This is a genomic window from Paenarthrobacter nitroguajacolicus, assembly GCF_029952445.1.
Taxonomy (GTDB): Bacteria; Actinomycetota; Actinomycetes; order Actinomycetales; family Micrococcaceae; genus Arthrobacter; species Arthrobacter nitroguajacolicus_B.
The window spans coordinates 18,579-42,912 of sequence record NZ_JAQPPK010000017.1 but is presented as its reverse complement, the minus strand read 5'-3'; the positions used below and the strand labels follow the sequence as shown (position 1 = coordinate 42,912).

At 62.9% G+C, this 24,334-nt stretch carries 22 protein-coding genes; 18 read left to right on the top strand and 4 right to left on the bottom strand.

Features of this window, described 5'->3' with window-relative positions:
• Positions 1 to 37: 37 nt before the first annotated feature.
• From PJL15_RS13755 to PJL15_RS13725, 7 genes are all read left to right on the top strand, one after another.
• The gene (locus PJL15_RS13755) at positions 38 to 898 is read left to right on the top strand and encodes a sugar phosphate isomerase/epimerase family protein (protein ID WP_281451706.1); all 861 of its coding nucleotides are present in this window, start codon (positions 38 to 40) and stop codon (positions 896 to 898) included.
• Positions 899 to 997: 99 nt separating this feature from the next.
• Positions 998 to 1,471 (top strand): DUF5655 domain-containing protein, encoded by a 474-nt coding sequence (locus tag PJL15_RS13750; protein WP_281451705.1) that lies wholly within the window; start codon positions 998 to 1,000, stop codon positions 1,469 to 1,471.
• A gap of 181 nt (positions 1,472 to 1,652) precedes the next feature.
• On the top strand, positions 1,653 to 2,834 hold the full coding sequence (locus PJL15_RS13745; protein WP_281451704.1) for a DUF3500 domain-containing protein: 1,182 nt from the start codon (positions 1,653 to 1,655) through the stop codon (positions 2,832 to 2,834).
• Positions 2,834 to 4,213 carry a HupE/UreJ family protein gene (locus PJL15_RS13740; protein WP_281451703.1) on the top strand — a complete coding sequence of 460 codons (1,380 nt, stop codon included), beginning with the start codon at positions 2,834 to 2,836 and terminating at the stop codon, positions 4,211 to 4,213. Before PJL15_RS13745 ends, PJL15_RS13740 begins: the two co-directional genes overlap by 1 nt.
• A gap of 33 nt (positions 4,214 to 4,246) precedes the next feature.
• Positions 4,247 to 4,939: an MSMEG_4193 family putative phosphomutase gene (locus tag PJL15_RS13735; RefSeq protein WP_281451702.1), complete on the top strand. Its 693-nt coding sequence runs from the start codon at positions 4,247 to 4,249 to the stop codon at positions 4,937 to 4,939.
• A gap of 24 nt (positions 4,940 to 4,963) precedes the next feature.
• Positions 4,964 to 5,506, top strand: a complete 543-nt coding sequence (locus PJL15_RS13730; RefSeq protein WP_281451701.1) for a DUF3090 domain-containing protein — start codon at positions 4,964 to 4,966, stop codon at positions 5,504 to 5,506.
• The gene (locus tag PJL15_RS13725) at positions 5,506 to 6,273 is read left to right on the top strand and encodes an SCO1664 family protein (protein WP_281451700.1); all 768 of its coding nucleotides are present in this window, start codon (positions 5,506 to 5,508) and stop codon (positions 6,271 to 6,273) included. The genes PJL15_RS13730 and PJL15_RS13725 overlap by 1 nt, the downstream gene beginning before the upstream one ends.
• Before the next feature lie 82 nt (positions 6,274 to 6,355).
• Here the strand turns inward: PJL15_RS13725 and PJL15_RS13720 are convergent, their stop codons facing one another.
• Positions 6,356 to 7,351, bottom strand: a complete 996-nt coding sequence (locus tag PJL15_RS13720; protein WP_281451699.1) for an aldo/keto reductase family protein — start codon at positions 7,349 to 7,351, stop codon at positions 6,356 to 6,358.
• Positions 7,348 to 8,430 carry a LacI family DNA-binding transcriptional regulator gene (locus tag PJL15_RS13715; RefSeq protein WP_281451698.1) on the bottom strand — a complete coding sequence of 361 codons (1,083 nt, stop codon included), beginning with the start codon at positions 8,428 to 8,430 and terminating at the stop codon, positions 7,348 to 7,350. The genes PJL15_RS13720 and PJL15_RS13715 overlap by 4 nt, the downstream gene beginning before the upstream one ends.
• Before the next feature lie 330 nt (positions 8,431 to 8,760).
• Here PJL15_RS13715 and PJL15_RS13710 point away from each other — a divergent pair, with 330 nt between their 5' ends.
• The 10 genes from PJL15_RS13710 to mtr all read left to right on the top strand — a co-directional run bounded on the left by PJL15_RS13710 (position 8,761) and on the right by mtr (position 21,464).
• Complete coding sequence (locus PJL15_RS13710; RefSeq protein ID WP_281451697.1) at positions 8,761 to 9,822, top strand: LacI family DNA-binding transcriptional regulator; 1,062 nt, start codon at positions 8,761 to 8,763, stop codon at positions 9,820 to 9,822.
• 78 nt (positions 9,823 to 9,900) lie between these two features.
• Positions 9,901 to 11,574 (top strand): ABC transporter substrate-binding protein, encoded by a 1,674-nt coding sequence (locus PJL15_RS13705; protein WP_281451696.1) that lies wholly within the window; start codon positions 9,901 to 9,903, stop codon positions 11,572 to 11,574.
• Positions 11,575 to 11,661: 87 nt separating this feature from the next.
• The gene (locus tag PJL15_RS13700) at positions 11,662 to 12,639 is read left to right on the top strand and encodes an ABC transporter permease (protein WP_281451695.1); all 978 of its coding nucleotides are present in this window, start codon (positions 11,662 to 11,664) and stop codon (positions 12,637 to 12,639) included.
• A 10-nt stretch (positions 12,640 to 12,649) separates the two neighbouring features.
• Positions 12,650 to 13,618, top strand: a complete 969-nt coding sequence (locus PJL15_RS13695) for an ABC transporter permease (RefSeq protein WP_281451694.1) — start codon at positions 12,650 to 12,652, stop codon at positions 13,616 to 13,618.
• The gene (locus tag PJL15_RS13690; protein WP_281451693.1) at positions 13,615 to 14,595 is read left to right on the top strand and encodes an ABC transporter ATP-binding protein; all 981 of its coding nucleotides are present in this window, start codon (positions 13,615 to 13,617) and stop codon (positions 14,593 to 14,595) included. Before PJL15_RS13695 ends, PJL15_RS13690 begins: the two co-directional genes overlap by 4 nt.
• Positions 14,592 to 15,707, top strand: coding sequence for an ATP-binding cassette domain-containing protein (locus tag PJL15_RS13685; RefSeq protein WP_281451692.1), 1,116 nt, complete (start codon positions 14,592 to 14,594; stop codon positions 15,705 to 15,707). The genes PJL15_RS13690 and PJL15_RS13685 overlap by 4 nt, the downstream gene beginning before the upstream one ends.
• A complete protein-coding gene (locus tag PJL15_RS13680; protein WP_281451691.1) occupies positions 15,704 to 17,245 on the top strand; it encodes a glycoside hydrolase family 32 protein in 1,542 nt (513 codons plus the stop codon). Before PJL15_RS13685 ends, PJL15_RS13680 begins: the two co-directional genes overlap by 4 nt.
• Positions 17,246 to 17,336: 91 nt before the next feature.
• A complete protein-coding gene (locus PJL15_RS13675) occupies positions 17,337 to 18,923 on the top strand; it encodes a glycoside hydrolase family 32 protein (RefSeq protein WP_281451690.1) in 1,587 nt (528 codons plus the stop codon).
• A 42-nt stretch (positions 18,924 to 18,965) separates the two neighbouring features.
• Entirely contained in the window at positions 18,966 to 19,904 is a 939-nt protein-coding gene (locus tag PJL15_RS13670) for a carbohydrate kinase family protein (RefSeq protein ID WP_281451689.1), read from the top strand.
• A 99-nt stretch (positions 19,905 to 20,003) separates the two neighbouring features.
• Positions 20,004 to 21,464: a mycothione reductase gene (gene mtr, locus PJL15_RS13665; RefSeq protein WP_281451688.1), complete on the top strand. Its 1,461-nt coding sequence runs from the start codon at positions 20,004 to 20,006 to the stop codon at positions 21,462 to 21,464.
• A 57-nt stretch (positions 21,465 to 21,521) separates the two neighbouring features.
• Here mtr and PJL15_RS13660 read toward each other — a convergent pair whose 3' ends face one another.
• Entirely contained in the window at positions 21,522 to 21,848 is a 327-nt protein-coding gene (locus PJL15_RS13660) for an ArsR/SmtB family transcription factor (protein WP_281451687.1), read from the bottom strand.
• Positions 21,849 to 22,005: 157 nt separating this feature from the next.
• Here PJL15_RS13660 and PJL15_RS13655 point away from each other — a divergent pair, with 157 nt between their 5' ends.
• A complete protein-coding gene (locus PJL15_RS13655) occupies positions 22,006 to 23,151 on the top strand; it encodes an MFS transporter (protein ID WP_281451686.1) in 1,146 nt (381 codons plus the stop codon).
• Between the two features lie 118 nt (positions 23,152 to 23,269).
• Here the strand turns inward: PJL15_RS13655 and PJL15_RS13650 are convergent, their stop codons facing one another.
• Positions 23,270 to 24,268 (bottom strand): hypothetical protein, encoded by a 999-nt coding sequence (locus tag PJL15_RS13650; protein WP_281451685.1) that lies wholly within the window; start codon positions 24,266 to 24,268, stop codon positions 23,270 to 23,272.
• Between the last annotated feature and the right edge of the window lie 66 nt (positions 24,269 to 24,334).

Below are 24,334 nucleotides of genomic sequence, written 5' to 3'. Positions count from 1 at the left end.
CACTGCCGCACCTGCCGCACCTGCCTCGAGGAGAACGATGACGTACCCGAGCACTCCTGAATTCACTGCCACCTGCTGGACCAGCGCAGGCGACGCCGCGCCGTTACGGGAACCCGAAACGAGTCCGGTCCCGATCGTCGAGCGCCTGGATGCCATTGCCGCCACAGGCTGGAGTGGATTGGGGTTGGTGTACGACGACCTTCTTGCGGCCCGGGACACGATCGGGTTCGGCGGACTACGCAAGCTCATCGATGACGCCGGCTTCCGCCACGTCGAAGTGGAGCTGCTCAACAACTGGTGGGATGAATCCCGGGCCCACCAATGGCGTCCCCGATGGGAGGTCCTGCTGGACGCGGCCGAAGAGCTGGGTGCCGGCTTCGTAAAAATTGGCACGTCATTTGGCGAAGAAGCCGAGGACTATGACGCCTTCGCAGGCCCCCTGCGGGAACTCACCAAGGAGGCCGTGAGCCGAGGCACCAAAATCGCACTTGAGCCAGTGGCCTTCACCCTCATTCGGTCCATTCCGGCCGCAGCTGACCTCATGCGCCTCGTTGACATGCCCGATTGCGGCCTCATCATCGACTACTGGCACATCTTCCGCAATGGAACCTCGCTTGATGACGTGGCTCGAAAGCTCACAGCAGAGCAAATCTTCGGCGTGGAACTCAATGATGCAGATGCCACAGTCAGGGGCACACTCTTCGAAGACACTCGTGACAACCGGCGGTATTGCGGCGAAGGCGACCAAGACGTTACGGGGTTCATCCGCACGCTCCAAGGCCTTGGCTTCCAGGGCCCATGGGGCGTGGAAATGCTCTCCAACGAGCACCGTGCCCTGCCGCTGCGGGAGGCACTCGAAAAGGCGCGCTCGACGGCACTTTCATGTTTCCCGGCCTGAGGATGTTTCCCGGCCTGAGGCAATTCACGGGTTCACGGCGGCAGCCCATTGTGGAAACCGGCACGCGAATGCACCTCCAGTACGACTGGACGGCCCTCCTTGGCGAAGTCATCGAAGTTCGGCTTCACGGCATGGATCGACTACAAATGGGACGTTCCGCCACGCCCTGCCCGGCAGTCGGGCACGGCGGCAGTGGTGTCAGGAGATCCCCGCACTTATGCTGGCGGAATGGCGCGCACGGCAAGAGAACGTATCCAGGGTGATCCAAATGCAGCAACCGTTTACGGCTCACTCATGGATCATGTCTTCGGGGGCTTGGAAGGCTGCGAGTTGCAGGAGAACGCTTCATCATTCCATGTCTTGCACGGACGGGCCTTCCTGGGAATCCATCCCCGACGCGGCGGGATCCTTCTCAACATAGTCCTGGACAGGGAACTCACATCCGATCGCGTCCACAAGGCCGAGCAGGTATCGGCCAACAGGTGGCACAACGAAGTGATCGTGAAGGAGCCTTCGGGGGTCGATGCCGAACTGCTGGACTGGATCCGCGAAGGCTACGGCCTCACGGCCTGAAGGTGCTCTACCCCTGGGGCATTTACCCGTGATGTGCCAGGCAGCCGCTGCTGGCGGCAGTAGTGACTGGAGGGGCCGACGCGTTTCAACGTTCGACGGGCAGCTTCCGTTCGGCCCGCTCACAGGCTATCCACAGTTTCGCGAAAGTCCGGGAACAGTCAGCATCCGTACTTTGGTGGACATGACCACTCCTGACTCACCCTCATTGTCCCGCCGGACCCTGCTTGGCAGCCTTCCCGTTTTTGGCCTCTTCGCCTTGGCAGCTTGTTCGTCGCCGTCCACCTCAACGCCGACCGCAACGGCCAGCACGACGCCGGCACCCAGTTCCGCCGCCGCTTCTGCTTCGGCCACGGCCTCAGCAACGGGAAGTACGACGGCGGCCGGTACCGTCGCCCAGTTGGCCCAGTCATTCCAAGCCACCCTCGGCACTGACCTGCAATCGCAGTTGCTGCAGGACTACTCACTGGCCAACGCCAAGCTGTGGTCCAACCTGCCGCAGGCCCTCCTGTCCGGAGGCATGGGCGGCGGACCCGGAGGAGGCGGCGGGTCCGGTCCGCGCATCGGACTCAACCTCGCAGACCTGAACGAATCCCAACTGTCCGCCTTCAACACACTCCTCGCAGCCGCCACCGGCAGCGCCAAAGGCCTGGGGTACGACGAGGTCCAACAACACCTCAACGCCGACGAATATCTCGGCGCCAACGGCGGCGGCAACGACTACGGCCGCAGCGGCTATTACATCGCGTTCCTCGGCTCCCCCGCCGATACCGGGACGTGGGAGTTCCAGTTCGGCGGGCACCACCTCGCGGTCGCCAACACCTACAAGAACGGCGTTCTGGCGGGAGCAACTCCGTCTTTCCGCGGCATCGAACCGAACAGCGCCTTCGACTACAACGGCACCACCAACCAGCCTATGGCGGCCAAGGAAGCAGCCTTCGCAGCACTCCTCGCCGGGCTCACCACGGACCAACAAGCCACGGCCAAGCTCAGTAAGACCTACAGCGACCTGCTTCTGGGCCCCGGCCAGGACTGGGCATTTCCCACCACGAAGGAAGGCCTCCAGGTATCGAAGCTCTCTTCGGAGCAAAAGAAGCTGGTCCTCGCAGCGATCGCAGGATACGCCAACGACATCGCCGATGACGACGCAGCGACCATCCTCAGGCGCTACGAAAACGAACTCGACGGGACCTACGTGGCATACTCCGGCACCACGGCACTGACCCAGCAGAACGATTACATCCGCATTGACGGTCCCTCCGTGTGGATCGAGTTCTCCATGCAACGCGGAATCGTTCTCTCCGGCAACCACCCGCACTCCCTCTGGCGCGACCGCAACACCGACTACGGCGGAACCAAAGACTGATGCAGGCCACCGTCCCCAAGGCGAGGGCCGCACGGAAGCCGCGTGCCGCCGTCGTACGCTGCTTGCTGACCGTGCTGCTGGTCCTGGCGGGGTCCTTCGCGACTGGCGCCGCACCGGCGTCGGCGCATGTCCTGCCAACGTCCATCGTGCAACTGGATGTGCGCGAAGACGTCATAGAGGCCAGGGTGAATCTGCCATTGGATGACCTCGAATCAGCGACAGGGATCGACCTTGGGGACCAAACGTCCGAGACGGTTAAGGCGCACGCCGTGGAGATTACTTCGTACCTGCTGGCGCACTTCGCCCCCACCTCGGACACCGGGCAGGCGTGGGCCGTCACGGTAGGTGAACTCTCCGTGACTGAGGCGGGAAGCGCCGCAACCACAGGGATCTACAAAGAACTCCAAACGACGTTCACCCTCACCCCGCCCGCCGGAAGCAACGCACGCTCATTCAACCTCGGATACGACATCATCGTGAACCAGGTAGTGACCCACGTGGTGCTGGTCAGCGTCGGTTCCGATTGGTCCGGCGGCGTGGTCACCGGCGCCTACCAGCTCGGCACCATCCGGCTCGACACCGCGTCGGGGGTTGTTTCGTCCCTGCACGTGGACCTCGGCCAAGGCTCCAATACCAGCGGATTCCTCAGCATGGTGGCCCTGGGCATCCACCACATCCAGGACGGCACCGACCACCAATTGTTCCTGCTCACCCTGCTGGTACCTGCGCCGCTGCTGGCCGTTCGACGGCGGTGGTCGGGTCCCGCGCCCGTGAAACGCGCCGTCCGCCGCATCACAGGCATCACCTTGGCCTTCACCGTAGGCCACTCTTTGACCCTGGCCTTGGCCACCCTGGGCTTTCCCGTCACGGCAGCACCCATTGAAGCGCTGATCGCGGTGAGTATCCTGATCGCCGCCGTCCACGCCATCCGGCCACTCTTCGCAGGCAAAGAGGTCCTTGTGGCCGGATTCTTCGGGCTCATCCACGGACTCGCCTTCTCCGAAACCCTCCGCGAACTCAACCTCACCGGCACCCAGCTGGGCCTCTCACTTCTTGGCTTCAATCTCGGCATAGAGGCCATGCAACTCTTCGTCGTCGCCGTGGTGTTGCCGCCGTTGGTCCTGTTGGCCCGGGCCGGGATTTACCGTCGGCTCCGTGAAGGAGCTGCCCTTCTCGCGGCAGTCGCAGCTGCCGGGTGGCTCGCCGCACGACTCGGTTTTCCGAATGTCGTTGCATCCGCAGCCGACAATCTCGGTGGCGCGTCCATGCTTATCGTTGGGGTGCTGTGGGTGGCCGCAATTGTTTTGTTCCTCGGGCAACGGCGGCGCGTGGGTGAAAGCACGACGTCGGAACGCGCCTTGATGGCACTTCGCCAGTAACGCCGCCATCGAGCGGGTGACTACGCTGGGTGGATGGCCACAGTAATTCTTGTGCGGCACGGCCGCACCACAGCCAATGCATCCGGACTCCTGGCTGGCCGGGCTGAAGGGGTGATCCTGGACCAGACGGGGCGTGACCAAGCGGCCCTGACCGGGGATCGGCTTGCAGCCGTGCCCGTCGTCGGGGTGGTTTCGAGCCCGCTTGAGCGCTGCCGGGAAACCGCCGGCTTGATCCTCGACCGCCAGGCCGGCGCCCCCTACGCGCCGGTGGAGCCCGATCTCACAGAGTGTGATTACGGCCAGTGGCAGGGACGCAAGCTCAGCGATCTGGCCACCGAGGATTTGTGGCCGCTGGTGCAGACGCAACCGTCCGCCGTCGTTTTTCCCGGTGGTGAAGCCATGGCTGCGATGCAGGCCCGCGCAGTGGCGGCGATTCGGCGCTACGATGCGGCCTTCGAAGCCGAACATGGGCCCGGGGCCGTCTGGGTGGCCGTGAGTCACGGGGACATCATCAAGTCAATCCTCGCCGACGCGCTCGGCATGCACCTGGACCTCTTCCAGCGCATTAACGTCAGTCCGGCTTCCGTATCAATCGTCCACTACAGCACCAGCCGGCCGAGTGTGTACGCCACCAACACCGAAGCCGGTGATCTGTCGTGGTTGTCCAAAGGCATACGTTCGTCCGACGCGCCCGTCGGCGGAGGCGCAGGGCAGAAGACGCCTTGAACCCCGTGTGCCTAGAATACTGACATGCCTACACGCGTTCACGAGTTTGCCTGGCCTGATCGGGTTGTCATCGGCACCATTGGCCATCCAGGAGAGCGCACGTTCTACCTGCAGGTCCGTGCGGGGGCTCAAATCGTGAGCATTGCCATGGAAAAGCAGCAGTCGGCCCTGCTGGCAGAAAAGATCGACGAAATTCTCGACCAGCTCATCACCATTGACGGCAACCCCTTCAGCGTTCCGACCGGTACCCCCGTCGAACTCGTCGACAATGACCCGCTGGAGCCACCTCAGGAGCAGTTCCGCACCGGAGCCATGACGTTGGATTGGGATCCGACCACGGCCCAGATCGTGGTGGAGGCTTACCCGCTCGCCGACGATGATGACGAAGCCACGGATGCCCCCGGCTACGACGACAGCGAAATGATGCTGGTGCGCATGCCCGTTGGAACCGCGCGCGCCTTCGCCAAGCGCACCCGTGAAATCGTGGGGGCAGGCCGTCCGATTTGCCCGCGCTGCGGCCTCCCCATGGACGCGGACGGGCACGACTGCGCCCTGCCCGAGGTCTGATGCCGGCGCAGGACCTGGCAACCGCCGAGCTGAGCCTTACCGGGCGCATCAGAACAGCCTCAAACGCCACGTTTCTTGGCAGCATCGCAGGCGTGCCCGTCGTCTACAAGCCGATAGCAGGCGAGGCTCCCTTGTGGGATTTTCCGGACGGCACCTTGGCGCATCGGGAGGTGGCGGCCTATCTGGTCTCGCAAGCACTGGGTTGGGACATCGTGCCGCGTACCTGGCTGCGGGATGGTCCGCTGGGCGAAGGCATGGTGCAGATCTGGCAGGAACCAGAGCCCACCCAAAATGCCGTTGACCTGCTCGAGGTGGACAATGTTCCCGGGACCGGCTGGAAACACGTTCTTGAGGGACAGGATGAGGACGGCCTGCAGGTTGCCCTCGTTCACGAAGACTCGCCTGCCCTGCGGCGCATGGCCGTGTTCGACGTGATGGTCAATAACGCTGATCGCAAGGGAAACCACATTCTTGCTATGGCGGACGGCCACCGGCACGGCGTTGACCACGGACTTACCTTTCACCGGGAACATAAACTGCGAACAGTGCTTTGGGGGTGGCTCGGTGAGCCCCTCGTAGCCGAGGAACTCGACGGTATTGACCGTGTCATTGACGGGCTGAAAGGTGGGCTCGGCCAGCAGCTGGCGGAGTTGCTCACCACCGACGAAATCGAATCGCTCGACCAGCGGTGTGCCCTGTTGCGCGCTGCCGGGCTGTTTCCAGCGCCACGCGGCGGGATGCCGGCCGTGCCCTGGCCGCTGTTCTGAGGCAATTACGACGGCGGGCCTTGCCGCCGCAGCCGCCGGCCTCTTCCACGGACCTTTCGGCGCCCATTGGTGAGTGGTTTCCTCAAACGCGCTGCGGGAAGGACTCCACTTTGGCGGGATCCCGTTCCACCACGTCACCGAGGATGTCGTCGATCCGTTGCCGGGTCGCCTGATCGAGTATTACCTCCGAAGCCCGGACTGTGTCTTCCAGCTGCTCAGGCCTGCTGGCACCCACTATCGCTGCTGAGACGTTGGGGTTGGCAAGCACCCAAGCCACGGCCATCGTAGCCAACGGCAGGCCAAGGTCTCCTGCGACGACTTTAAGCTTCTCGACGCGCTCCAGGACCGAGGCCCGCATGAACTTGTGCTCGGTCTTAAGGTTCCCGTCCTCATCGGTGAACCGGCCACCGACAGGACCGGCTGCTGTTCCATACTTTCCAGTCAGCACGCCTTGCGCGAGCGGCGACCAACACACTTGGGTGATTCCCAAATCTTCACAGGCAGGAACGACCCCGGGTTCGATGACCCGCCACAGCATGTTGTATTGCGGCTGGTTGGAGACAAGTTGAATACCCAGCTCTGCAGCCAGCGCGGCGCCCGCCCGGATCTCTTCGACTGTCCACTCCGAGACGCCGACATAGTGGGCTTTGCCCGAATGGACGATGTCGGCGAAGGCCCCCATGGTTTCTTCCAGGGGCGTTTCGTAGTCATAACGGTGGGCTTGGTAGACATCGACGTAGTCCATTTGCAGGCGCCGCAAGGAGCCGTTGATGGCCTCCATCATGTGTTTACGGGACAGGCCACGGTCATTCTTGCCCGGACCTGTGGGAAAGAATGCCTTGGTCATGACTTCCACGCCTTCCCGGCGGATGCCTTTCAAGGCTTCACCGAGCATCGTTTCGGCCTTTGTGTCAGCGTAGGCATCGGCCGTATCGAAGGTGGTGATGCCCAGGTCCAACGCTTTGTGGACACAAGCGGTAGCAACATCCTGGTCAACAGTCTCTCCGTGGGTAGCCCAGTTACCCAGCGCAATCGCGCTGACGTACATTCCACTGCTACCGAGTTTGCGATATTTCATTGAGTTCCTTCACGGCCTGCCGGAGTATCCGGCGTAATTTCAGTTTCCATGGTTTCCGGGGGTCTGTGGCGCAGGTAATGTGGTGGCGCAGTGGTTTCCCGGATGACCAGGCGTGTTGGGATAGTGCGAATCGCCGGAACTGATCCGCCCATGGCCTCCAGGAGAATGGCGGCGCCTTCGCGGCCTTGTTGGGCTACGTCGTGATCCATGGTGGTCAGGCCCACCACTTCGGCGAGCTCGTGGTTGTCGAATCCGAGGACCGAGAAGTCGCCTGGAATATCCAGCCCGGCCTGGCGGAGGACCATGAGCGCCCCGAAAGCCATTTCGTCGGAGACAACAAAAGCCGCCGTGGGTGCCCGCCCGGCAGCAAGGAGGCGGGTCATGGCGGAGGCGCCCCCTGCGACGCTGTTTTCTTCGAATACCTTCAAAGTGGGCCTGTCTGGCATACCCGCTTCGGCCAGGGCTTCCCTGTAGCCGGCCAACCGGCGCTTGGGCGGTATGCCACCAAGATTGGTGGACTCCTTCTCCAGAATGCCAATAAACGCGATCCGTTCGTGACCCAGATTCAGCAAGTACCTCACGGCGTCCCGGCCAGCAGAGACGTCATCTACGGAGACGGAACCCAAACCCGGGGCGAAAGCTCCAATCAAAGCCACCGCCTGTCCTTGGCCTGCCAGTGCTTCCAACTCGGTGGCGCTGGGTTGAAGAGCGATCATGAGGATACCGTCGGTCCGGCCGGAGAGGTGCTTCGAGGCAAAGAACCTCGACCTCTGCCCGGGCGTGGACAGTTCGAAAAGGAGGACGTCGAAGCCTGCTTGCCTGAGGGCTTGAGCCGCTTCGCCGATGACTTTCCCGAAGAACCATTTGGCCAGGACAGGCACAACGATGCCAACGGTCTTGGTCTTGCCGGTCGCAAGGCGCGATGCCGCTGGCGAGACAAAGTAGCCCAATTCCACGGCCGCTGCTTGCACCCGCTTGCGAGTTGCTGCCGAAACGCCAGGGACGGACCTCAATGCCCGGGAAACCGTGGAAATTGATACTCCTGCGCGCTCAGCGACGGATTCAACACTTACAACCATGGCAACCAGCTAAGCGTGTCATGAGAATTAACGCAAGCGCTTGCAACTCGATGGCTCAGGTTCCCGGGCTTGCTGACGCCCGTCGCCCCAGGCAATGGCCCCGCCTCCCACAGATAACAAATTGGCGGTTATCCCTGACCATGCCTCGCGCAGCGGGACTCGATGAAAGGGCTGCGAAATCAGGGTGTTGACATTCTGGAAGTAACGCGCGTAACCTGAATCACACCACCCAGTAACGCGCGTTACTCACAAGGAAGACGCGGAACTGGAAGCCATAACACCCCGCAAAATCCTGGCTAGCCCAGCGTCGAAGAAGACCCGGAGCATTCAATGGCGAAAAGCAACCCTCCCCTGCCGTCGGTTCCCGTGCGGCAGCGCGGAGTCACCATGAATGACGTCGCCAAACATGCCGGCGTCTCCCGCACAGCGGTCTCTTTCGTGTTGAGCAACCGTGAAAACACCAGCATCTCCGAAGAGACCAGGGCACGCATCAACACTGCCGTGCAGGAATTGGGCTACCGACCCAACGCCGGCGCCCGCGCCCTGGCATCCCGTCGAAGTGATTGGTACGGGATCGTCACCGAGATCGTCACGGCACCGTTCGCCGTCGACATCATCAAAGGTGCCCAGGACCAAGCCTGGCTTGACCGCCGTTTCCTGCTCATCGCGCCCTCCGACCAGGCCGATGCCGTAGGACCCAACCAGGGCCTGGAAGATGCCGCAACCGAAAAGCTGTTGGAACAACGAGTGGAAGGACTTCTCTACGCGGCAACCTTTCACCGGGGGGTCCACGTCCCGGCGAGCGCCAATGAAGTACCAACCGTCTTGATCAACTGCTTCGACGCAGACGGAAAGCTGCCCTCGATTGTCCCTGACGAGCGCGGCGGAGGCCGGGTCGCCGTCGAACGTTTGCTCCAAGCCGGCCACACCCGAATCGGAGTCATTAACCTTGACCCGGTCATTCCCGCTGCGGTGGGGCGTTTGGAGGGTGCCCGCGAAGCACTCAGCGCAGCCGGACTGGAGCTTGACCCCGAGCTGGTGGTGTCCGGATATGCGACCGCTGACGGCGGCTACGAAGCCGCATGCCGCATTTTGGACCACCCGAACAGGCCAACTGCGCTGTTCTGCCTTAACGACCGCATGGCGATGGGCGCCTATGACGCCATCAAGGAGCGGGGACTGACCATCCCTGCCGACATCGCCGTGATCGGCTTCGACAACCAGGAACTCATTGCGGCCTACCTACGGCCAAAATTGACCACGGTTGCGTTGCCGTTCGAAAAAATGGGTGCTCTGGGAGTCCAGACACTCGCCGCTCTAACAGCAGGACAGCCGATCCTTGCCGACCAGCAATTGGTCGACTGCCCGCTGCTAGAACGCTCTTCGGTCTGACCGCTAAATCACTACCCGAAGAGAAACCCTTACCCACCCCTTCACCGTGCAGATGAAGATAGGAAAGAGATACCCATCATGACACAACCCCGATTCCTGAGGGCTGCCCGCGTTACGGCGGCCGGTCTGGCAGTAGGTGCAATGCTGCTGACCGGCTGCGCTGCCACCGTGAATAAGACCAGCGGCACAGACGCCGCTGCCAACGCCAGCGCGTTCCTCACCATCCCGCGCGAAGACATGGGAACGTTTGTCCAGAACTTCAACCCCTTCGCACCGACCGTCAACCCGATGGTCCAACAGTCCATCTACGAATCCCTCCTGATCTTCAACCCTGCCAAGGGAGACACCGTCCCGTGGCTCGCCACGGAATGGAAGGCTGCAGAGGACGGCAAATCGATCACCTTCACCCTGCGTGATGGAGTGAAGTGGTCCGATGGGCAACCGTTCGTGGCCGATGATGTGGCGTACACGTTCGAGCTGCAAAAGAAGCTTAAGGGCGGCTACGAGTACCTTGACGGGGTGACCGCCGACGGAAACAAGGTCACGTTCAATTTCAACAAGCCCTGGTCCCCTGCCCTTTACGATCTTGGCCAGCTGAGCATCCTGCCCAAGCACATCTGGTCTGCCCTCGCGGATCCGGAGAAGGACGCCAACGCCAAGCCCGTCGGCACCGGCCCTTACACCGAGGTGGACAGCTTCCAGGCGCAGTCCTTCGTGCTGAAGAAGAATCCAAACTATTGGCAGCCGGAAAAGCAGAAAATCGCGGGCATCAAGATGCTCGCCTTCGCAGGAAACGACGGCGCCAACCTGGCGGCCGCCAACGGTGACGTTGACTGGGCCCCGCAGTACATCCCCAACATCGAAAAGACCTTCGTCGCCAAAGACAAGGACCACCGCCAGTACTGGTTCCCTGCCACCGGCGCCATGATCAACTGGCAGCTGAACACCGCCAAGGCACCCTTCAACGACGTCAACGTCCGCAAGGCACTGAGCATGGCAGTGGACCGGGACCAGGTCACCAAGATCGGCATGAGCGGCTACGCCCAGCCGGCCGATTGCACGGGCCTGTCCGGCAACTACGACAAGTGGAAGAACTCCTCGGTCAAGGACAACTGCACCTGGACCAACCACGACGTCCAGAAGGCCAACGAACTCCTCGACAAGGCCGGCTATGCCAAGGGCGCTGACGGCAAGCGCACACTCAAGGACGGTAAACCTTTCGAGTTCAAGATTTCCGTCGGCGCGTCCTCCTCGGACTGGCTGTCGGTAGCCAATGTGATCTCCCAGAACCTGGCCGAAGTGGGCATCACCGCGAAAGTGGACTCCCCCGACTGGGCCGCAGTGGTGGCCGGCTACGAGACAGGCGATTTTGACTCAGGCATCGTCTGGTCGGCAAACGACCCCAGCCCCTACAAGTACTTCAACACCTCCATGGGCACGGCAACGGTCAAGCCGGTAGGAACCAAGACGTTCGACAACTACCACCGCTTCGGCGACACCAAGGCAGATGCCCTGCTGGCCGAGTTCGCGGCCGCAGCCGACGAGTCCAAGCAAAAGGACATCGCGAACAAGCTCCAGGAAGAGTACAACGACGTCGCGCCCCTGGTGCCGCTGTTCTCCGGACCGGAATGGGGCGCCTTCAACGACACCCGCTTCACCGGTTGGCCCACCCAGGAGAACCCCTACGCGACACTCTCGGTCCGCGCTCCCACCACAGTCCTGGTGCTGACGACGCTCGAACCGCGCAAATAACGCGCACCACGACGATACGCCCGGCGGGCACCCACCCGCCGGGCGTAACACCCACACCTTTCCGTAATTCCCGAATGGAGGGAAACCGTGCGCTTCATCCTGCGCCGCCTGGGTTTCTACCTGATCGCCTTCTGGGCATCCATCACCCTGAACTTCCTGCTCCCTCGCTTCATGCCCGGCGACCCCGTCTCCCGCATGTTTGCCCGTACACAGGACAGAATGCAGCCCGAACAAATCGAGGCGCTCCGCAAGCTCCTGGGCGTGGACGATCGCCCCATTTGGGAGCAGTACATCGACTACCTGCATAACATCGTCACCGGCCAGATGGGCGTTTCCATCTCCAGGTTCCCCACTCCGGTCACCGAAGTAATCTCCTCCCAGCTCGGCTGGACCCTCCTGCTGGGCGGAACGGCCCTGGTGATTGCCGCCGTCGTGGGTAACCTGCTGGGCATCCTGGCCGCCTGGCGGCGGGGCGGAGCGATCGATTCCGCACTCCCGCCGGTCCTCGTTTTCATTGGTTCCTTCCCGTACTTCTGGCTCGCCATGGGCGCGCTCTACCTGTTCGGCGTAGTCCTGGGCTGGTTCCCCATCCGCCACGCGTTTACCGACGGTTTGGAGCCGGCCTTCACTTGGGAGTTCATCGGCGACGTCGGCGCGCACCTGGTGCTGCCCGCGTTGACGATCGTCCTGGTCTCCATCGGCGGTTGGATGCTGGGTATGCGCAACACCATGATCGCCACCAACTCCGAGGACTACATCACCATGGCCGAAGCCAAGGGGCTTCGACCCAGCCGCATCATGCTCCGCTACGCCGCACGCAACGCCATGCTCCCGTCCGTAACCAGCTTCGGTATGGGCCTGGGCTTCGTGGTTGGCGGCGCCCTTCTCACCGAAGTGGTCTTCGCCTACCCCGGCGTTGGCTACCAACTCCTCAACGCCGTCCAAGGCCTGGACTACCCGCTCATGCAGGGATTGTTCCTGACCATCACCGCCGCCGTTCTCCTGGCCAACTTCCTGGTGGATATCCTCTACGTCCGCCTCGACCCGCGCGTGCGCAGCAACTGAAGGTCCGACCATGACAACTTTCATCGAAAAAACCGCCGATGCGACAACGGGCGGCATCCTCGCCACCGGCCGCCCGCGCGCTCCCCGGCGCAAACCCAATCGCAGCTTTGTCCACGGCCTGGTCACCAACAAGAAGGCCCTGGCAGGCATGGCCTTGATGGTCTTCTTCATCGCCATGGCCCTGCTGGCACCACTGTTGTTCCCGGGCGACCCGTCGAGGATCACGGCGATGTCCTCCTTGGAACCATCGCCTGAGCACTGGCTGGGCACCACCGCCAAGGGCCAGGACGTCCTTGCACTGACCGTTCACGGTTCCCGGAGTTCCTTGTTCGTTGGCCTCACGGTGGGTCTCGCGTCCACCTTCATCGGAATCCTCGTGGGTCTCGCCTCTGCCTACTTCGGCAAGTTCATCGACGAAGGGCTTTCCCTGCTGACCAACATCTTCCTGCTCCTGCCAGGGCTGCCCCTCCTGGTCATCCTGGCGGCGTTCCTGCCCCCGGGACTCGGCACGGTAATCCTGGTCCTGGTGGTTACCGGCTGGGCCGGTTCGGCCCGCGTCCTGCGATCCCAAGCCCTGTCCATCCGGTCCAAGGACTTCGTTGCCGCGGCAGTAGTGTCGGGAGAACGGGCCGGCCGGATCATGTTCCGCGAAATCCTGCCCAACATGGCCTCCATCGTCATGGGAACTCTCTTGGCTTGTGTCATCTATGGCATCGGCGCCCAGGCAGGCCTGGAATTCCTGGGCCTGGGTGATGTCAGCACCGTCTCGTGGGGCAACAACCTCTTCTGGGCCGGCAACGAAGGTGCCCTGCTCACGGGCAGCTGGTGGGTTTTCGTGCCCTCCGGCGTCTGCATCGCCTTGGTCGCCTTCGCCTTGGCTCTGATCAACTACGCCGTGGACGAGGTCACCAATCCCCGTTTGCGGAAGATCAAGACGCCCAAGACCCCTGCAATCACCGAACGGAGCGCCGCCAAATGACTGTTTCCCAAGTCTCCTTCGGCTCCCATGAGCCAGTCCTGGACATCAAAGACCTCACGGTCAAGTACATTGGCGACACCCGCTCCACCACCGCAGTGGACCGTGTTTCCTTCAGCATCGGCACCGGAGAGGTATTCGGCCTGGCCGGGGAGTCCGGCTGCGGCAAGTCCACTATCGCCAACTCGATCATGCGGCTGCTCAAAGACCCGGCCAAGATAGCCGGTGGCAGCATCTCCTTCGGCGGCAAGGACGTCCTGGCCATGAGCCCGGAGGAACTGCGCAGGTTCCGCTGGCAGGACGTGGCCATGGTTTTCCAGTCCGCCATGAACTCATTGAACCCCGTCCTGACCATCGGTGAACAAATCGTGGACATTTACACGACGCACGCAGGCTACTCCCGAAAGGAATCACTTCGCCGGGCAGGGGAACTGCTGGAGCTGGTCAGGATCGACCCGGCGCGGCTGAAGTCCTACCCCCACCAGCTCTCCGGCGGCATGCGGCAACGTGCCGTGATCGCCATGGCCGTGGCGCTGAAGCCGTCGCTGTTGATCCTGGACGAACCCACCACAGCACTCGACGTCGTGGTGCAGCAGGAAATCATGGCACAAATCAAAGAACTGCAACGCGAGCTGGGATTCTCGGTCCTGTTCATCACGCACGACATGTCGCTCATGGTGGAGCTTTCACACCGTATGGCCGTCATGTACGGCGGACGGATCGTGGAAACGGCCAAAGCACAGGACGTCTACACCCACCCCCGCCACCCCTACACGCAGGCCCTCATGGGTGCCTTTCCACCCCTGACCGGCCCGCGCCTTCCGCTGACCGGGCTGCCCGAAGGAGTGAAATTCCGGGACATCCCGGATCTTACCGAAGCGGCGCCGGGCCACTTGGTGGCCCCGTTTGCCGCCGATCCTGCCGCACTGTCCGGCACTTCCGCAGTCCAGCCCGCGCCCTTGGAAGGAGCCACACAATGAGCAATGCCATCCTGTCTCCATCGGTCCCACCTGCAGGCCTGCAGGATCCAGCGCTGGAAATCCGTGGGCTGGGAAAGACTTTCCCCATCGGCGGGCTGTTCTCCCGGCAATCGGTCAGGGCGCTGCACGACGTGGACCTCAGCATCGGCCGCGGCGAAATAGTCGCCCTGGTGGGGGAATCCGGTTCGGGCAAGAGCACCCTTGCCCGTTGCGTCGCCCGGCTTGAAAAGCCAAGCAAAGGCTCCATCCTGCTCGACGGGGTCGACGTCCTCAAACGGGACCGCTTCCAGGTTTCCCGCTCGTATCGCTCCCAGTTGCAGATGGTCTTCCAGGACCCCTTCGGCTCGCTGAACCCGGCACACAGGATCGAACACTTCCTTCGGCGGTCCCTGGCGATCCATCACAAGGGCGGCCGCTCCGAGGACGCAACCCAGCGACGCCTTGAAGAGCTGATGACCACCGTTGGCCTGCAAGCGGACATGCTCAACTCCTATCCGCACGAACTTTCCGGAGGTCAACGCCAACGAGTCGCCATCGCCCGGGCATTGGCTGTGGAACCCCAGGTCATCCTCGCGGACGAACCCACCTCCATGCTGGACGTGTCGGTCCGCATCGGCGTCTTGAACCTGATGCGCAAGCTCCGGGATGAACAGGGCATCTCCATGCTCTACATCACCCACGACCTTGCCTCTGCCCGTTACCTGGCTGACCGGACCGCTGTGATGTTCGCCGGTGAACTCGTCGAAGAGGGCGAGTCCCTGGATCTGCTGGCCAATCCTGCGCACCCCTACACGCAGCTTCTGGTCTCTGCCGTTCCGGACCCTGCCCGGGCAGGGTCCTACGATCCGATCCGTCGGGCCGAACTGCGCCAAGCGGTCCTGGCCTCGACGCATTGTCCCTTCGACGGCGACCCGGCCCAGCCTTGTTCTGCAGCCGAACCCGTCCGCCATCACGTCGGCGGCCCCGCAAACCGTCACTGGGTGCGCTGCCACCTCTACCGCCCGCAGGCCGGAAGCGGCGGACACGCCCTGGCCACGGAACCCGTCACCGCGCCGCCCGCCAAAACCGGCCAGCCGGCGTCGAACCCTACCGAACAGAAGACTTCCGCATGACTGAGCTCATCCACCCACTCGCCATCGTTCCGCGGGACGAGCTGGTCTCCCGGGCCGAGGCCGACCCCCTCCGGCCGCGATTCCACTTCGTGTCCCCGGCCGGCTGGCTCAACGACCCCAACGGCGTCAGCCAATGGAACGGCACCTACCACCTGTTCTACCAATACAACCCCGAAGGCGCGTTCCACCACAGCATTCAGTGGGGCCACGCCACCAGCACCGACCTGGTGACGTGGACGGACCAGCCCGTCGCGCTGAGCCCGTCAGCGGGTCCGGACTCCGAGGGCTGCTGGTCGGGGGTACTGGTAAACGACGGCGGTACGCCCACCTTGGTGTATTCGGGACGGGCCAACGAACGGGAACTGCCCTGCGTAGCGGTTGGCTCCCCCGACCTCCTGAGCTGGACCAAAGTGCCCGAGAACCCTGTCATCACAGCCCCACCAGCCGGTGTCGGGATTACCGCTTACCGTGACCACTGCGTCTGGCGGGAAGGGACAACATGGCGGCAGCTCGTGGGTTCGGGCATCCGCGGGCGCGGCGGCACCGCCTTCCTGTACGAATCGACAAACCTGAGGTCATGGACCTACGTCGGTCCACTCTTCATCGGCGACGCCTCCCAAGGGGAGCCCACCGACACTGACTGGACCGGGACCATGTGGGAATGCGTGGACCTGTTCAGGACCGGCGAAGGCTCACTGGGTTCCGCCCATGAAGACGGAGCGCCGGATGTGCTCGTCTTCTCCGCCTGGGATGACGGGGACACCCGCCACCCCCTGTACTGGACCGGACGCTACGACGGGGACACCTACGCGCCCGAAGAACTGCATCGACTGGACTACGGGGGACGTTACTTCTACGCACCGCAGTCCTTCCTCGACGACGCCGGACGGCGCATCATGTTCGGATGGCTGCAGGAAGGCCGCACCGACGCCGCCATGGTGGAAGCCGGCTGGTCAGGAGTCATGAGCCTGCCGCGCGTCACGGCCTTGGCAGAGGATGGAACCCTGAGGTTCTCCCCCGTGCCGGAACTGGAGAAACTGCGCACCAACCACCTGCACTTTGGCGGGCGGGTCCTTGTCGGAGGCGGAGCCCCCGCAGTTACTGGCGTGTCCGGGAACCAACTCGACCTTGAACTGGAGGTCCAACTCGCCCCAGGGTCGGCGCTGCGGCTCGGGGTGCTGGGAACCAGCGAAGGCACCGAAACCACCGTCATCGAACTCAGCCGCGCCAGCGAGGATAGTGCCGGGGGCACCCTGCGACTGGACCGCACCCACAGCAGCCTCGATCCCACCGTCGATGCCGAGGATAAGTCCGGTCCGATCCCCATACCTGAAGGTCGCGTGCACCTGCGGGTTCTCGTTGACCGGTCGGCCGTCGAGATTTTCGCCAACGGCAAGCCCCTTACGGCCCGCGTCTATCCCACCCTCGGCGGCCAGCACGTAACCCTGGCAGCCTCCGCAGGGACGGTCCGTCTACTGTCGCTGGACACATGGACCATGCGGGACATCTTCACGGGCGCCAGGCCGCTTTTTCCGTAACACCGCCCCACATAACACCGGCCGTTCGGCTACTTCACCATCACCACCCACCAACGGCAGCACAGTGCTGCCCGGAAACACAAGGGAACCAATGAAGGATTCACCCTCTGTCTCTCGTCGCTCACTCCTGACCAGCGCGGGTGCGGCCGCCCTCGCGGCACCCCTCGCTGTTGCGGGTCCGGAGGCCGCCTTGGCCGCGCCGGCCGCGGCTGAAACCAACTCCGGGGGCACACTCTCGAAAGGACGGACCCGGATGCGCCCGGACTACCACCTCAGCGTTCCAGACAACTGGAAGAACGACCCCCAACGTCCCATCTACCTCGGCGGCGAGTACCACTACTACTACCTCTACAACGCCGACTACGTCAGCGGCGGCAGGGGCACATCCTGGCGCCGGGCCACCACGACCGATCACATCACCTTCAAAGACCGCGGCGTCGCGATCCCCAAATTCAGCAACATCAACGAGGACTGCTGGTCCGGCTCCCTGGTCGTAGATGGCCGGAATACCGCAGGATACGGGGCCGGAGCCGTCATCGCGATCCTGACCCAAGCACCCAACGGCCACCAGGCCCAGTACCTCTGGTATTCAACCGACCAAGGAAAGACCTTCAAGCCCGGAGGTACAGCCCCGGTACTGCCAAACCCCGGAGTAGCCGACTTCCGTGATCCCAAAGTGGTCCGGGACGAGGATCGGGACCGCTGGGTCATGGTGAACGCCGAGGGCCAAAAGCTGGGCTTCTACGCTTCAGCGGACCTGCGTTCCTGGCAGCGGGTGGGTGAGTTCGTCCGGACCGATCTGGGTGTCCTCGAATGCCCGGACCTCTTCCGGATGACTGCGGACGACCAAACGTCCCATTGGGTGCTGGGCACAAGCGCGAACGGCAAAGGCCGCGGCTTGCCTGCCACGTACGCGTACTGGACCGGGACCTTCGACGGCAGTTCCTTCACTGCAGACCACCAGGAGCCTGAATGGCTCGACTACGGTTTCGACTTTTACGGGGCCGTAACCTATCCCCATCACGATGCGACGGGAGCCGAGGATCCAACCTTGCGCCGGGCCATCGGCTGGGCGAACTTCTGGGACTACCCCCACAACACACCCACCTTGGCAACCGACGGCTACAACGGCGACGACATGATTGTGCGTGATCTGGGTTTGAAGCGTGGAACCGGCAATTACTATCTCGCCTCCGCTCCCACCGCCGCCCTGGGCAACTACGTCAAGCGCTCCAACAAGCTGGGCGACATAACGGTCTCGGGCACGCATGACCTTGACCTCCGTTCCCAGTCCTACGAGCTGTCCTGCGAACTTGTGTGGGATCCCAAGACGCCGCCGGCCAACATCGGTTTCGAAGTCTGCCGCGCGCCAGAAGGGGGCAGGCATGTTGCCGCCGGTGTCTTCCTGCCGGGCCCCTTCGCGTATGTGAACCGGCGTCCAACGATCAACCCGACCGCTGGAGAAACCCAAACACCAGTGGATCCAGGCTCCGGACGACTCGCCCTCAGGATTCTGGTGGACCGCACGAGCGTGGAGATGTTCGTCGGCGACGGTCGCGTTGTGCACTCGCATCGCGTGTTTCCCCTGGAAGGGGACAACGGCATCCGCCTCTACGCCGATGAAGGCACCGCCACCTTCGGCAACCTGCAGATCAACGAAATCAGCGTTACCCAATAGCCACCGTCACCTCCCCGAAAGCCTTCCCCCGAAAGTCAGAGAATGGAACCCTTCACAGCAGGCCGGCCAGACTCCCACACGCCCCTTGATGTCATTGTTATAGGTGAAGCCCTGACGGATGTGGTCACCACCCCGTCCGGTGTGGTGGAACATCCCGGTGGTTCTCCAGCCAATGTCGCCTACGGGCTCGGCCGCCTCGGCGTCCCCACCGGGCTGCTGACGGCCATCGGTGAGGATGCCAGGGGCGCGGCCATTGAAACCCATTTGCACCGTGCCGGCGTGAGGCTCCTGCCCGGGTCGCGATCACTGGCCCGGACATCCTCGGCAACGGCCACGCTCACCGCCGACGGCTCCGCGAGTTACGATTTCGACGTCGCCTGGGACCTGCCCGGAAATATTTCGGCCCTCGTTCCCAGGGTCTTGCACACAGGCTCCATCGCGACGTTCCTGGCCCCCGGCGCCCGGACTGTCAAAACCCTCGTCCAACAAGCCCACCAGCGCTGCACCGTCACTTACGATCCGAACATCAGGCCAGCGTTGCTCGGGAGCCACACCGAAGCGAGAACCATCTTTAAAGACTTCGTTCCTGCGACCGACCTCGTCAAGCTCAGCGACGAGGACGCCCAATGGCTCTATCCCCGCAAGACCGTGGCTGAGACGGCCGCCCACGTCCTCGGGCTGGGTGCAAAGCTGGCTGTGGTGACCATGGGTGCCAAGGGCTCCCTGCTCGCTTCCGCCGAAACCTCAGTGAACATACCTGCAGTAAAAACAGGGGTGGCCGACACCATCGGGGCGGGCGATTCCTACATGTCCGCCCTGATCCTGGCCTTCCTTAGGAGGGCCACTGACGGCTTTGCCCCGGCGGTGATGGCAAGAATGGGCCGCATGGCCGCAGCTGCGGCCGCCATTACCGTGAGCCGCGCAGGCGCCAATCCCCCCAGTCTTGAGGAGTTGGACGGGGCGCTCAGGCCCGGCCACTAGCCCTGTGCTTGGGTTGATAACGCCAGAGAACCGGTGGCCGCTTCTGTTCTACACAGGTGGCCGTCGTAGGGTGTAGAGGACCGAGAGTGAGGACTACCCATGGATACCGCGGCCAGCAATCCCTCCGTGGATAGGCACTACGACTTGGTCATCATCGGCACCGGAAGCGGAAACTCCATTCCCGGCCCTGAGTTCGAGGACCAGTCGATCGCGATCATAGAAGAGGGGTCGTTCGGCGGCACCTGCCTGAATGCCGGCTGCATCCCGTCGAAGATGTACGTTCACGCTGCCGATACCGCACTGGATATTTTAGAGTCCGGGCGCCTGGGCCTCGACGCGGGTATCAACTCCGTGGACTGGCCGGGCATGGTCACCCGTATCTTCGAGAACCGCATCGACCCCATCGCCGCAGCTGGTGAGGAGTACCGCCGCGGACCACGGACTCCGAATATCGATGTCTATGACCAGCATGCCGTCTTCGTCGGCGAGCGCACGTTGCGCACGGGACAGGGCGCCCACCAGCGAGTCATCTCCGGTGACCAGGTAGTGATCGCCGCGGGCTCCCGGCCTTTCATCCCCGAAGCCATTGCCGCCTCAGGGGTTCGGTACCACACCAGTGACGACATCATGCGGCTGCCCCAGCTGCCTAAGTCCTTGGTGGTGATCGGCGGCGGATATATAGCCATGGAGCTCGCCCACGTTTTCGCCGCCCTCGGCACCGAGGTTACGATCATCGCCCGCTCCACCCTTCTGAGGAATCTGGACAAGGACCTGCATGACCGGTTCAACGCCTTGGCCGCCGAACGATTCAACATCAGGTCGGGGCGGACCACCATAGGCGCCGAAGAGACAACGGAGGGCGTGACCGTCCGGCTCGATGACGGCTCCTCCGCGACCGGCGAGGTACTGCTGGTAGCCACCGGGCGTATTCCGAACGGGGACCTGCTGGACCTGCACCGTGCCGGGATCGAAATGCACGACGACGGTCGCGTCAAGGTCGATGCCTACGGCCGCTCCACTTCTGCCACAGGCGTCTGGGCCCTTGGCGACGTCTCATCGCCCTACATGCTCAAACACGTCGCCAACGCGGAGATGCGCGCTGTACGCCACAATTTGCTGAACCCGGAAGAGCTGCAGGCAATGCCGCACGACCACGTTCCCGCGGCTACGTTCACCAGCCCACAGATCGCCACCGTCGGAATGACCGAAGCCGAGGCCCGTGAACGTGGGCACAACGTGACCAGCAAGATCCAGGACTACGGAGATGTGGCATACGGCTGGGCGCTGGAAGACACCACGGGGATCTGCAAACTCATTGCCGACCACGACACCGGTAAACTCCTCGGCGCCCACTACATGGGACCCCAGGCATCAACCCTGATCCAGCAGATGATCACGGTCCTGGCCTTCGACCTCGACGTGCGCGAAGTTGCTGCCAAGCAATACTGGATCCACCCCGCACTGCCTGAAGTCACCGAGAACGCCTTGCTCGGACTCAATTTCAGCCAAACGGACCCTGCGAACGCTTCCTCCCACGCGGGCGCTGCGGCCCAGAGCTGACCAGCAGGGACGTCACGCCGGGGCAAGCGCAGGGGCTTGCCGGGGCAAGCGAACGCGTCAGCCTGCCTCCTCCGCGGACGAGAGTATGGCTGCCATCAATCCCGGAAATCTGGCGTTCAGATCGTCCCGCCTCAGCGTCAGCCGCCTGTTCCGTCCGTGAAGTTCACTGATGATCACGCCGGCTTCCCGTAGCACTTTGACTTGATGCGATCGCGTCGATTTGGGCGTGTCGGGCCCCAGTGCGGAGCAGTCGACCATGTCCAGAGGGCCCGCCTCCAGCTCCCGCACAAGCGCGAGCCGCGTGGGGTCACTGAGGGCCTGGAGGACTTCAGTCAGTTCCAAGTCCTCGCGTTCGGGGTGCGGGAGTTTCTCAGCAGAGTTCATGGTTCGATAATAGTTGAACTATTGGGAAGTCCTCATGTAGCCTTCACGAATGGTTCCAAAAACTTCGAACACTTTATCCCCAGCCCGGGTTACTGGGCCTGCCGCGACAACCCTCGTTGAAAGCTGGGGGCGTCCCCAGCGTTGGAGCTTTCGCCTTGTGCTTGCCGCCACCACGGCGATGATGGCCGGGGCAAGTGCGCCTTCGCCGTTCTATCCAGCAATCCAAGCCAGGTTCGGTTTTGCGCCGGTCGTCGTCACGGCAGTGTTCGCCGTCTATGCAGTGACCCTGCTGGCCGCGCTGCTGGTTGCGGGATCAATATCGGACCACGTTGGGCGGCGGCCCGTAATTTCGGCGTCCTTCGGGCTTCTGGCCCTCAGCATGGTCCTCTTCTGGCTGGCAGACGGCGCCACTTCACTGCTCATTTCCCGAGCCCTGCAGGGACTGGCCAGCGGCCTGTTGCTCTCCACCCTCTCCGCGACAATCGTCGATTTTGAACACCCAGGAAGGCCAGGCTCATCATCGACCTGGAATTCCATGTCTGCCATGGCCGGCCTTGCCATCGGACCGCTATTGGGCGGACTTGCCCTTCTCTCCCTCGGTGGGAACACCGGATCGGCGGCTACTTTTCTGAGTCTGGCCGCCATCTACTTGGCCCTCGCGGTCGCGGCATGGTCACTTCCCGAGACGTCTGCCCGCCGCAGCGGGATTTGGGCCTCCCTGGTTCCCCGGGTGTCGATGCCATCCGAGGCGAGAAAGGCCTTCTTCCAGTCCACCCCGGCCTTCATCGCAGGATGGGCAACCGGCGGCCTTTACCTCTCGCTCGGAACGAGTATCGTCGCGCTGCAATTCCATCAAGACTCCCCTCTGGCGCGCAGTCTGGTGGTCACTTCCTTGGCCGGATGCGGAGCGTTGGCCGGCTTCCTGATGCGCAAACGCACGTCGCGATCCATTACTTTGTACGGAACGTTCTCCCTGGCAGTCGGGAGCGCAACGACACTTCTTGCGCTGGCTCTCGGCTCCCTGGAGCTTTACTACATTGCCGTCATGATCACCGGCACGGGATTTGGCACCGCCTTCCCGGGATCACTCCAAGGCGTCATGGCTCTCGTTAGCCCGGGCAGGCGCGCCCAAGCAATGGCCGCCATCTTCGTTGTCTGCTACATCGCCTTTAGCGTGCCCGCCGTTGTGGCCGGCCTGATGATTCCTGCGGCAGGGCTGCTTGCAACCGCAAGCTGGTACGGCGGCGTCATCATGCTCCTGGCTGCCGCATCAGCCGTTTTCAAGCTTTTCGGCCGCCACTGACCTGTCTGAATGGTGCCGCCACTAAAGCGGTGATACGGGCCTTGGGGAGCCCGCGCCTTGACGACGTCGAAATGATGCTGGCTCGCGCATCCCTGTTGGCACTGCCGCGGGCCGGTGGTCAATCGAAGCGATTGGTCGCCAGCCGGAATAGTGCCAGCGCAAGCGTTAGGCGAACCCGCCCTCCTGGTGATCGGATGTCGAAGGCCAAGGCAGTCGAGAGCTCCCCTGCGCGGCTCTGAACGGTCGAATGGTGCAAATTCAGATGCGTGGCGACGGAGCGCAAACTGGTGGACTCCGAAATGGCTTCGAGTAGCGGTATGGCTTTCGGTTGCAATTCCGCCACTCGCTTCAAGGCGGTCACATCCGATGGTTCCGGGCTCATATCATCTGCCAGTCCAGCCAGTACGATGAGGCTTCCGAGTTCGTCGGCTGTCCGAATTGGATGACGTGCAGTGGTAAGTCGAAGAGCCAGAAGCGCTGTTTCCCAGGAAAGATGGAGCTCACGCGGGGTTCGGGCGAGACCTACTCCTATCGGGGTCTCTTGCCCTACCGCTTCAGTGACCGGTCGGATCGCTGCCTTGACGGCTCCGAAGGGTCTTGACATCAAGGCCGTGGGACCTGGCATTGATGCATATGCCGGGGCCGCGTGAATTCGATACAGCCTGTCCCGATCCAGGTGCAGGACTCTCGCCGCTTCCGAGCGTTTTTCCTCCGGTGCATCGCCGTCGATGGCAGTTTCCACTGCCCGTCGGGTAATCGCGACGGGGCTGGTCCTGTCCCAGGCAATGCCCAGGGCAAGTGCCAGACGCTCCAAAATCAGTTCGTCATTGACGAATCCGGGGGCGGCCCGTTGGATCCAGGCTTTGCCGTCGATTCCGAACGGTCGCGAGGGCCAGTTCCCATGTTGCGCAGCAGTTGTTTGGCCGGAGGCATCCACACATAAGCTGCGGCCGTCCATGGCAAAACCGACGGCGCAACCGCATAGCGCTGCTGCCCCGCGAATGAGCATTTCTGCGCTGGCCCGGCTATTGATGAGGGTGTCGAAGTAGGTAATAACCTTGAGGCTTTCCGAGGCGACCGGGTCGAGTGCTTTGAGCCGCCACACCAATCCCTGCATTAATACCACCCACTCCGTCTTCGGGTCTCTGGAACTCCATGCTGGTCCAGTCCGGCCACGCAACGA

Coding starts and splice junctions, on each gene's coding strand:
- PJL15_RS13755 (WP_281451706.1), top strand. CDS start 38: ATGACGTACCCGAGCACTCCTGAATTCACTGCCACCTGCTGGACCAGC.
- PJL15_RS13745 (WP_281451704.1), top strand. CDS start 1,653: ATGACCACTCCTGACTCACCCTCATTGTCCCGCCGGACCCTGCTTGGC.
- PJL15_RS13740 (WP_281451703.1), top strand. CDS start 2,834: ATGCAGGCCACCGTCCCCAAGGCGAGGGCCGCACGGAAGCCGCGTGCC.
- PJL15_RS13735 (WP_281451702.1), top strand. CDS start 4,247: ATGGCCACAGTAATTCTTGTGCGGCACGGCCGCACCACAGCCAATGCA.
- PJL15_RS13730 (WP_281451701.1), top strand. CDS start 4,964: ATGCCTACACGCGTTCACGAGTTTGCCTGGCCTGATCGGGTTGTCATC.
- PJL15_RS13725 (WP_281451700.1), top strand. CDS start 5,506: ATGCCGGCGCAGGACCTGGCAACCGCCGAGCTGAGCCTTACCGGGCGC.
- PJL15_RS13720 (WP_281451699.1), bottom strand. CDS start 7,351: ATGAAATATCGCAAACTCGGTAGCAGTGGAATGTACGTCAGCGCGATT.
- PJL15_RS13715 (WP_281451698.1), bottom strand. CDS start 8,430: ATGGTTGTAAGTGTTGAATCCGTCGCTGAGCGCGCAGGAGTATCAATT.
- PJL15_RS13710 (WP_281451697.1), top strand. CDS start 8,761: ATGGCGAAAAGCAACCCTCCCCTGCCGTCGGTTCCCGTGCGGCAGCGC.
- PJL15_RS13705 (WP_281451696.1), top strand. CDS start 9,901: ATGACACAACCCCGATTCCTGAGGGCTGCCCGCGTTACGGCGGCCGGT.
- PJL15_RS13695 (WP_281451694.1), top strand. CDS start 12,650: ATGACAACTTTCATCGAAAAAACCGCCGATGCGACAACGGGCGGCATC.
- PJL15_RS13690 (WP_281451693.1), top strand. CDS start 13,615: ATGACTGTTTCCCAAGTCTCCTTCGGCTCCCATGAGCCAGTCCTGGAC.
- PJL15_RS13685 (WP_281451692.1), top strand. CDS start 14,592: ATGAGCAATGCCATCCTGTCTCCATCGGTCCCACCTGCAGGCCTGCAG.
- PJL15_RS13680 (WP_281451691.1), top strand. CDS start 15,704: ATGACTGAGCTCATCCACCCACTCGCCATCGTTCCGCGGGACGAGCTG.
- PJL15_RS13675 (WP_281451690.1), top strand. CDS start 17,337: ATGAAGGATTCACCCTCTGTCTCTCGTCGCTCACTCCTGACCAGCGCG.
- PJL15_RS13670 (WP_281451689.1), top strand. CDS start 18,966: ATGGAACCCTTCACAGCAGGCCGGCCAGACTCCCACACGCCCCTTGAT.
- mtr (WP_281451688.1), top strand. CDS start 20,004: ATGGATACCGCGGCCAGCAATCCCTCCGTGGATAGGCACTACGACTTG.
- PJL15_RS13660 (WP_281451687.1), bottom strand. CDS start 21,848: ATGAACTCTGCTGAGAAACTCCCGCACCCCGAACGCGAGGACTTGGAA.
- PJL15_RS13650 (WP_281451685.1), bottom strand. CDS start 24,268: ATGCAGGGATTGGTGTGGCGGCTCAAAGCACTCGACCCGGTCGCCTCG.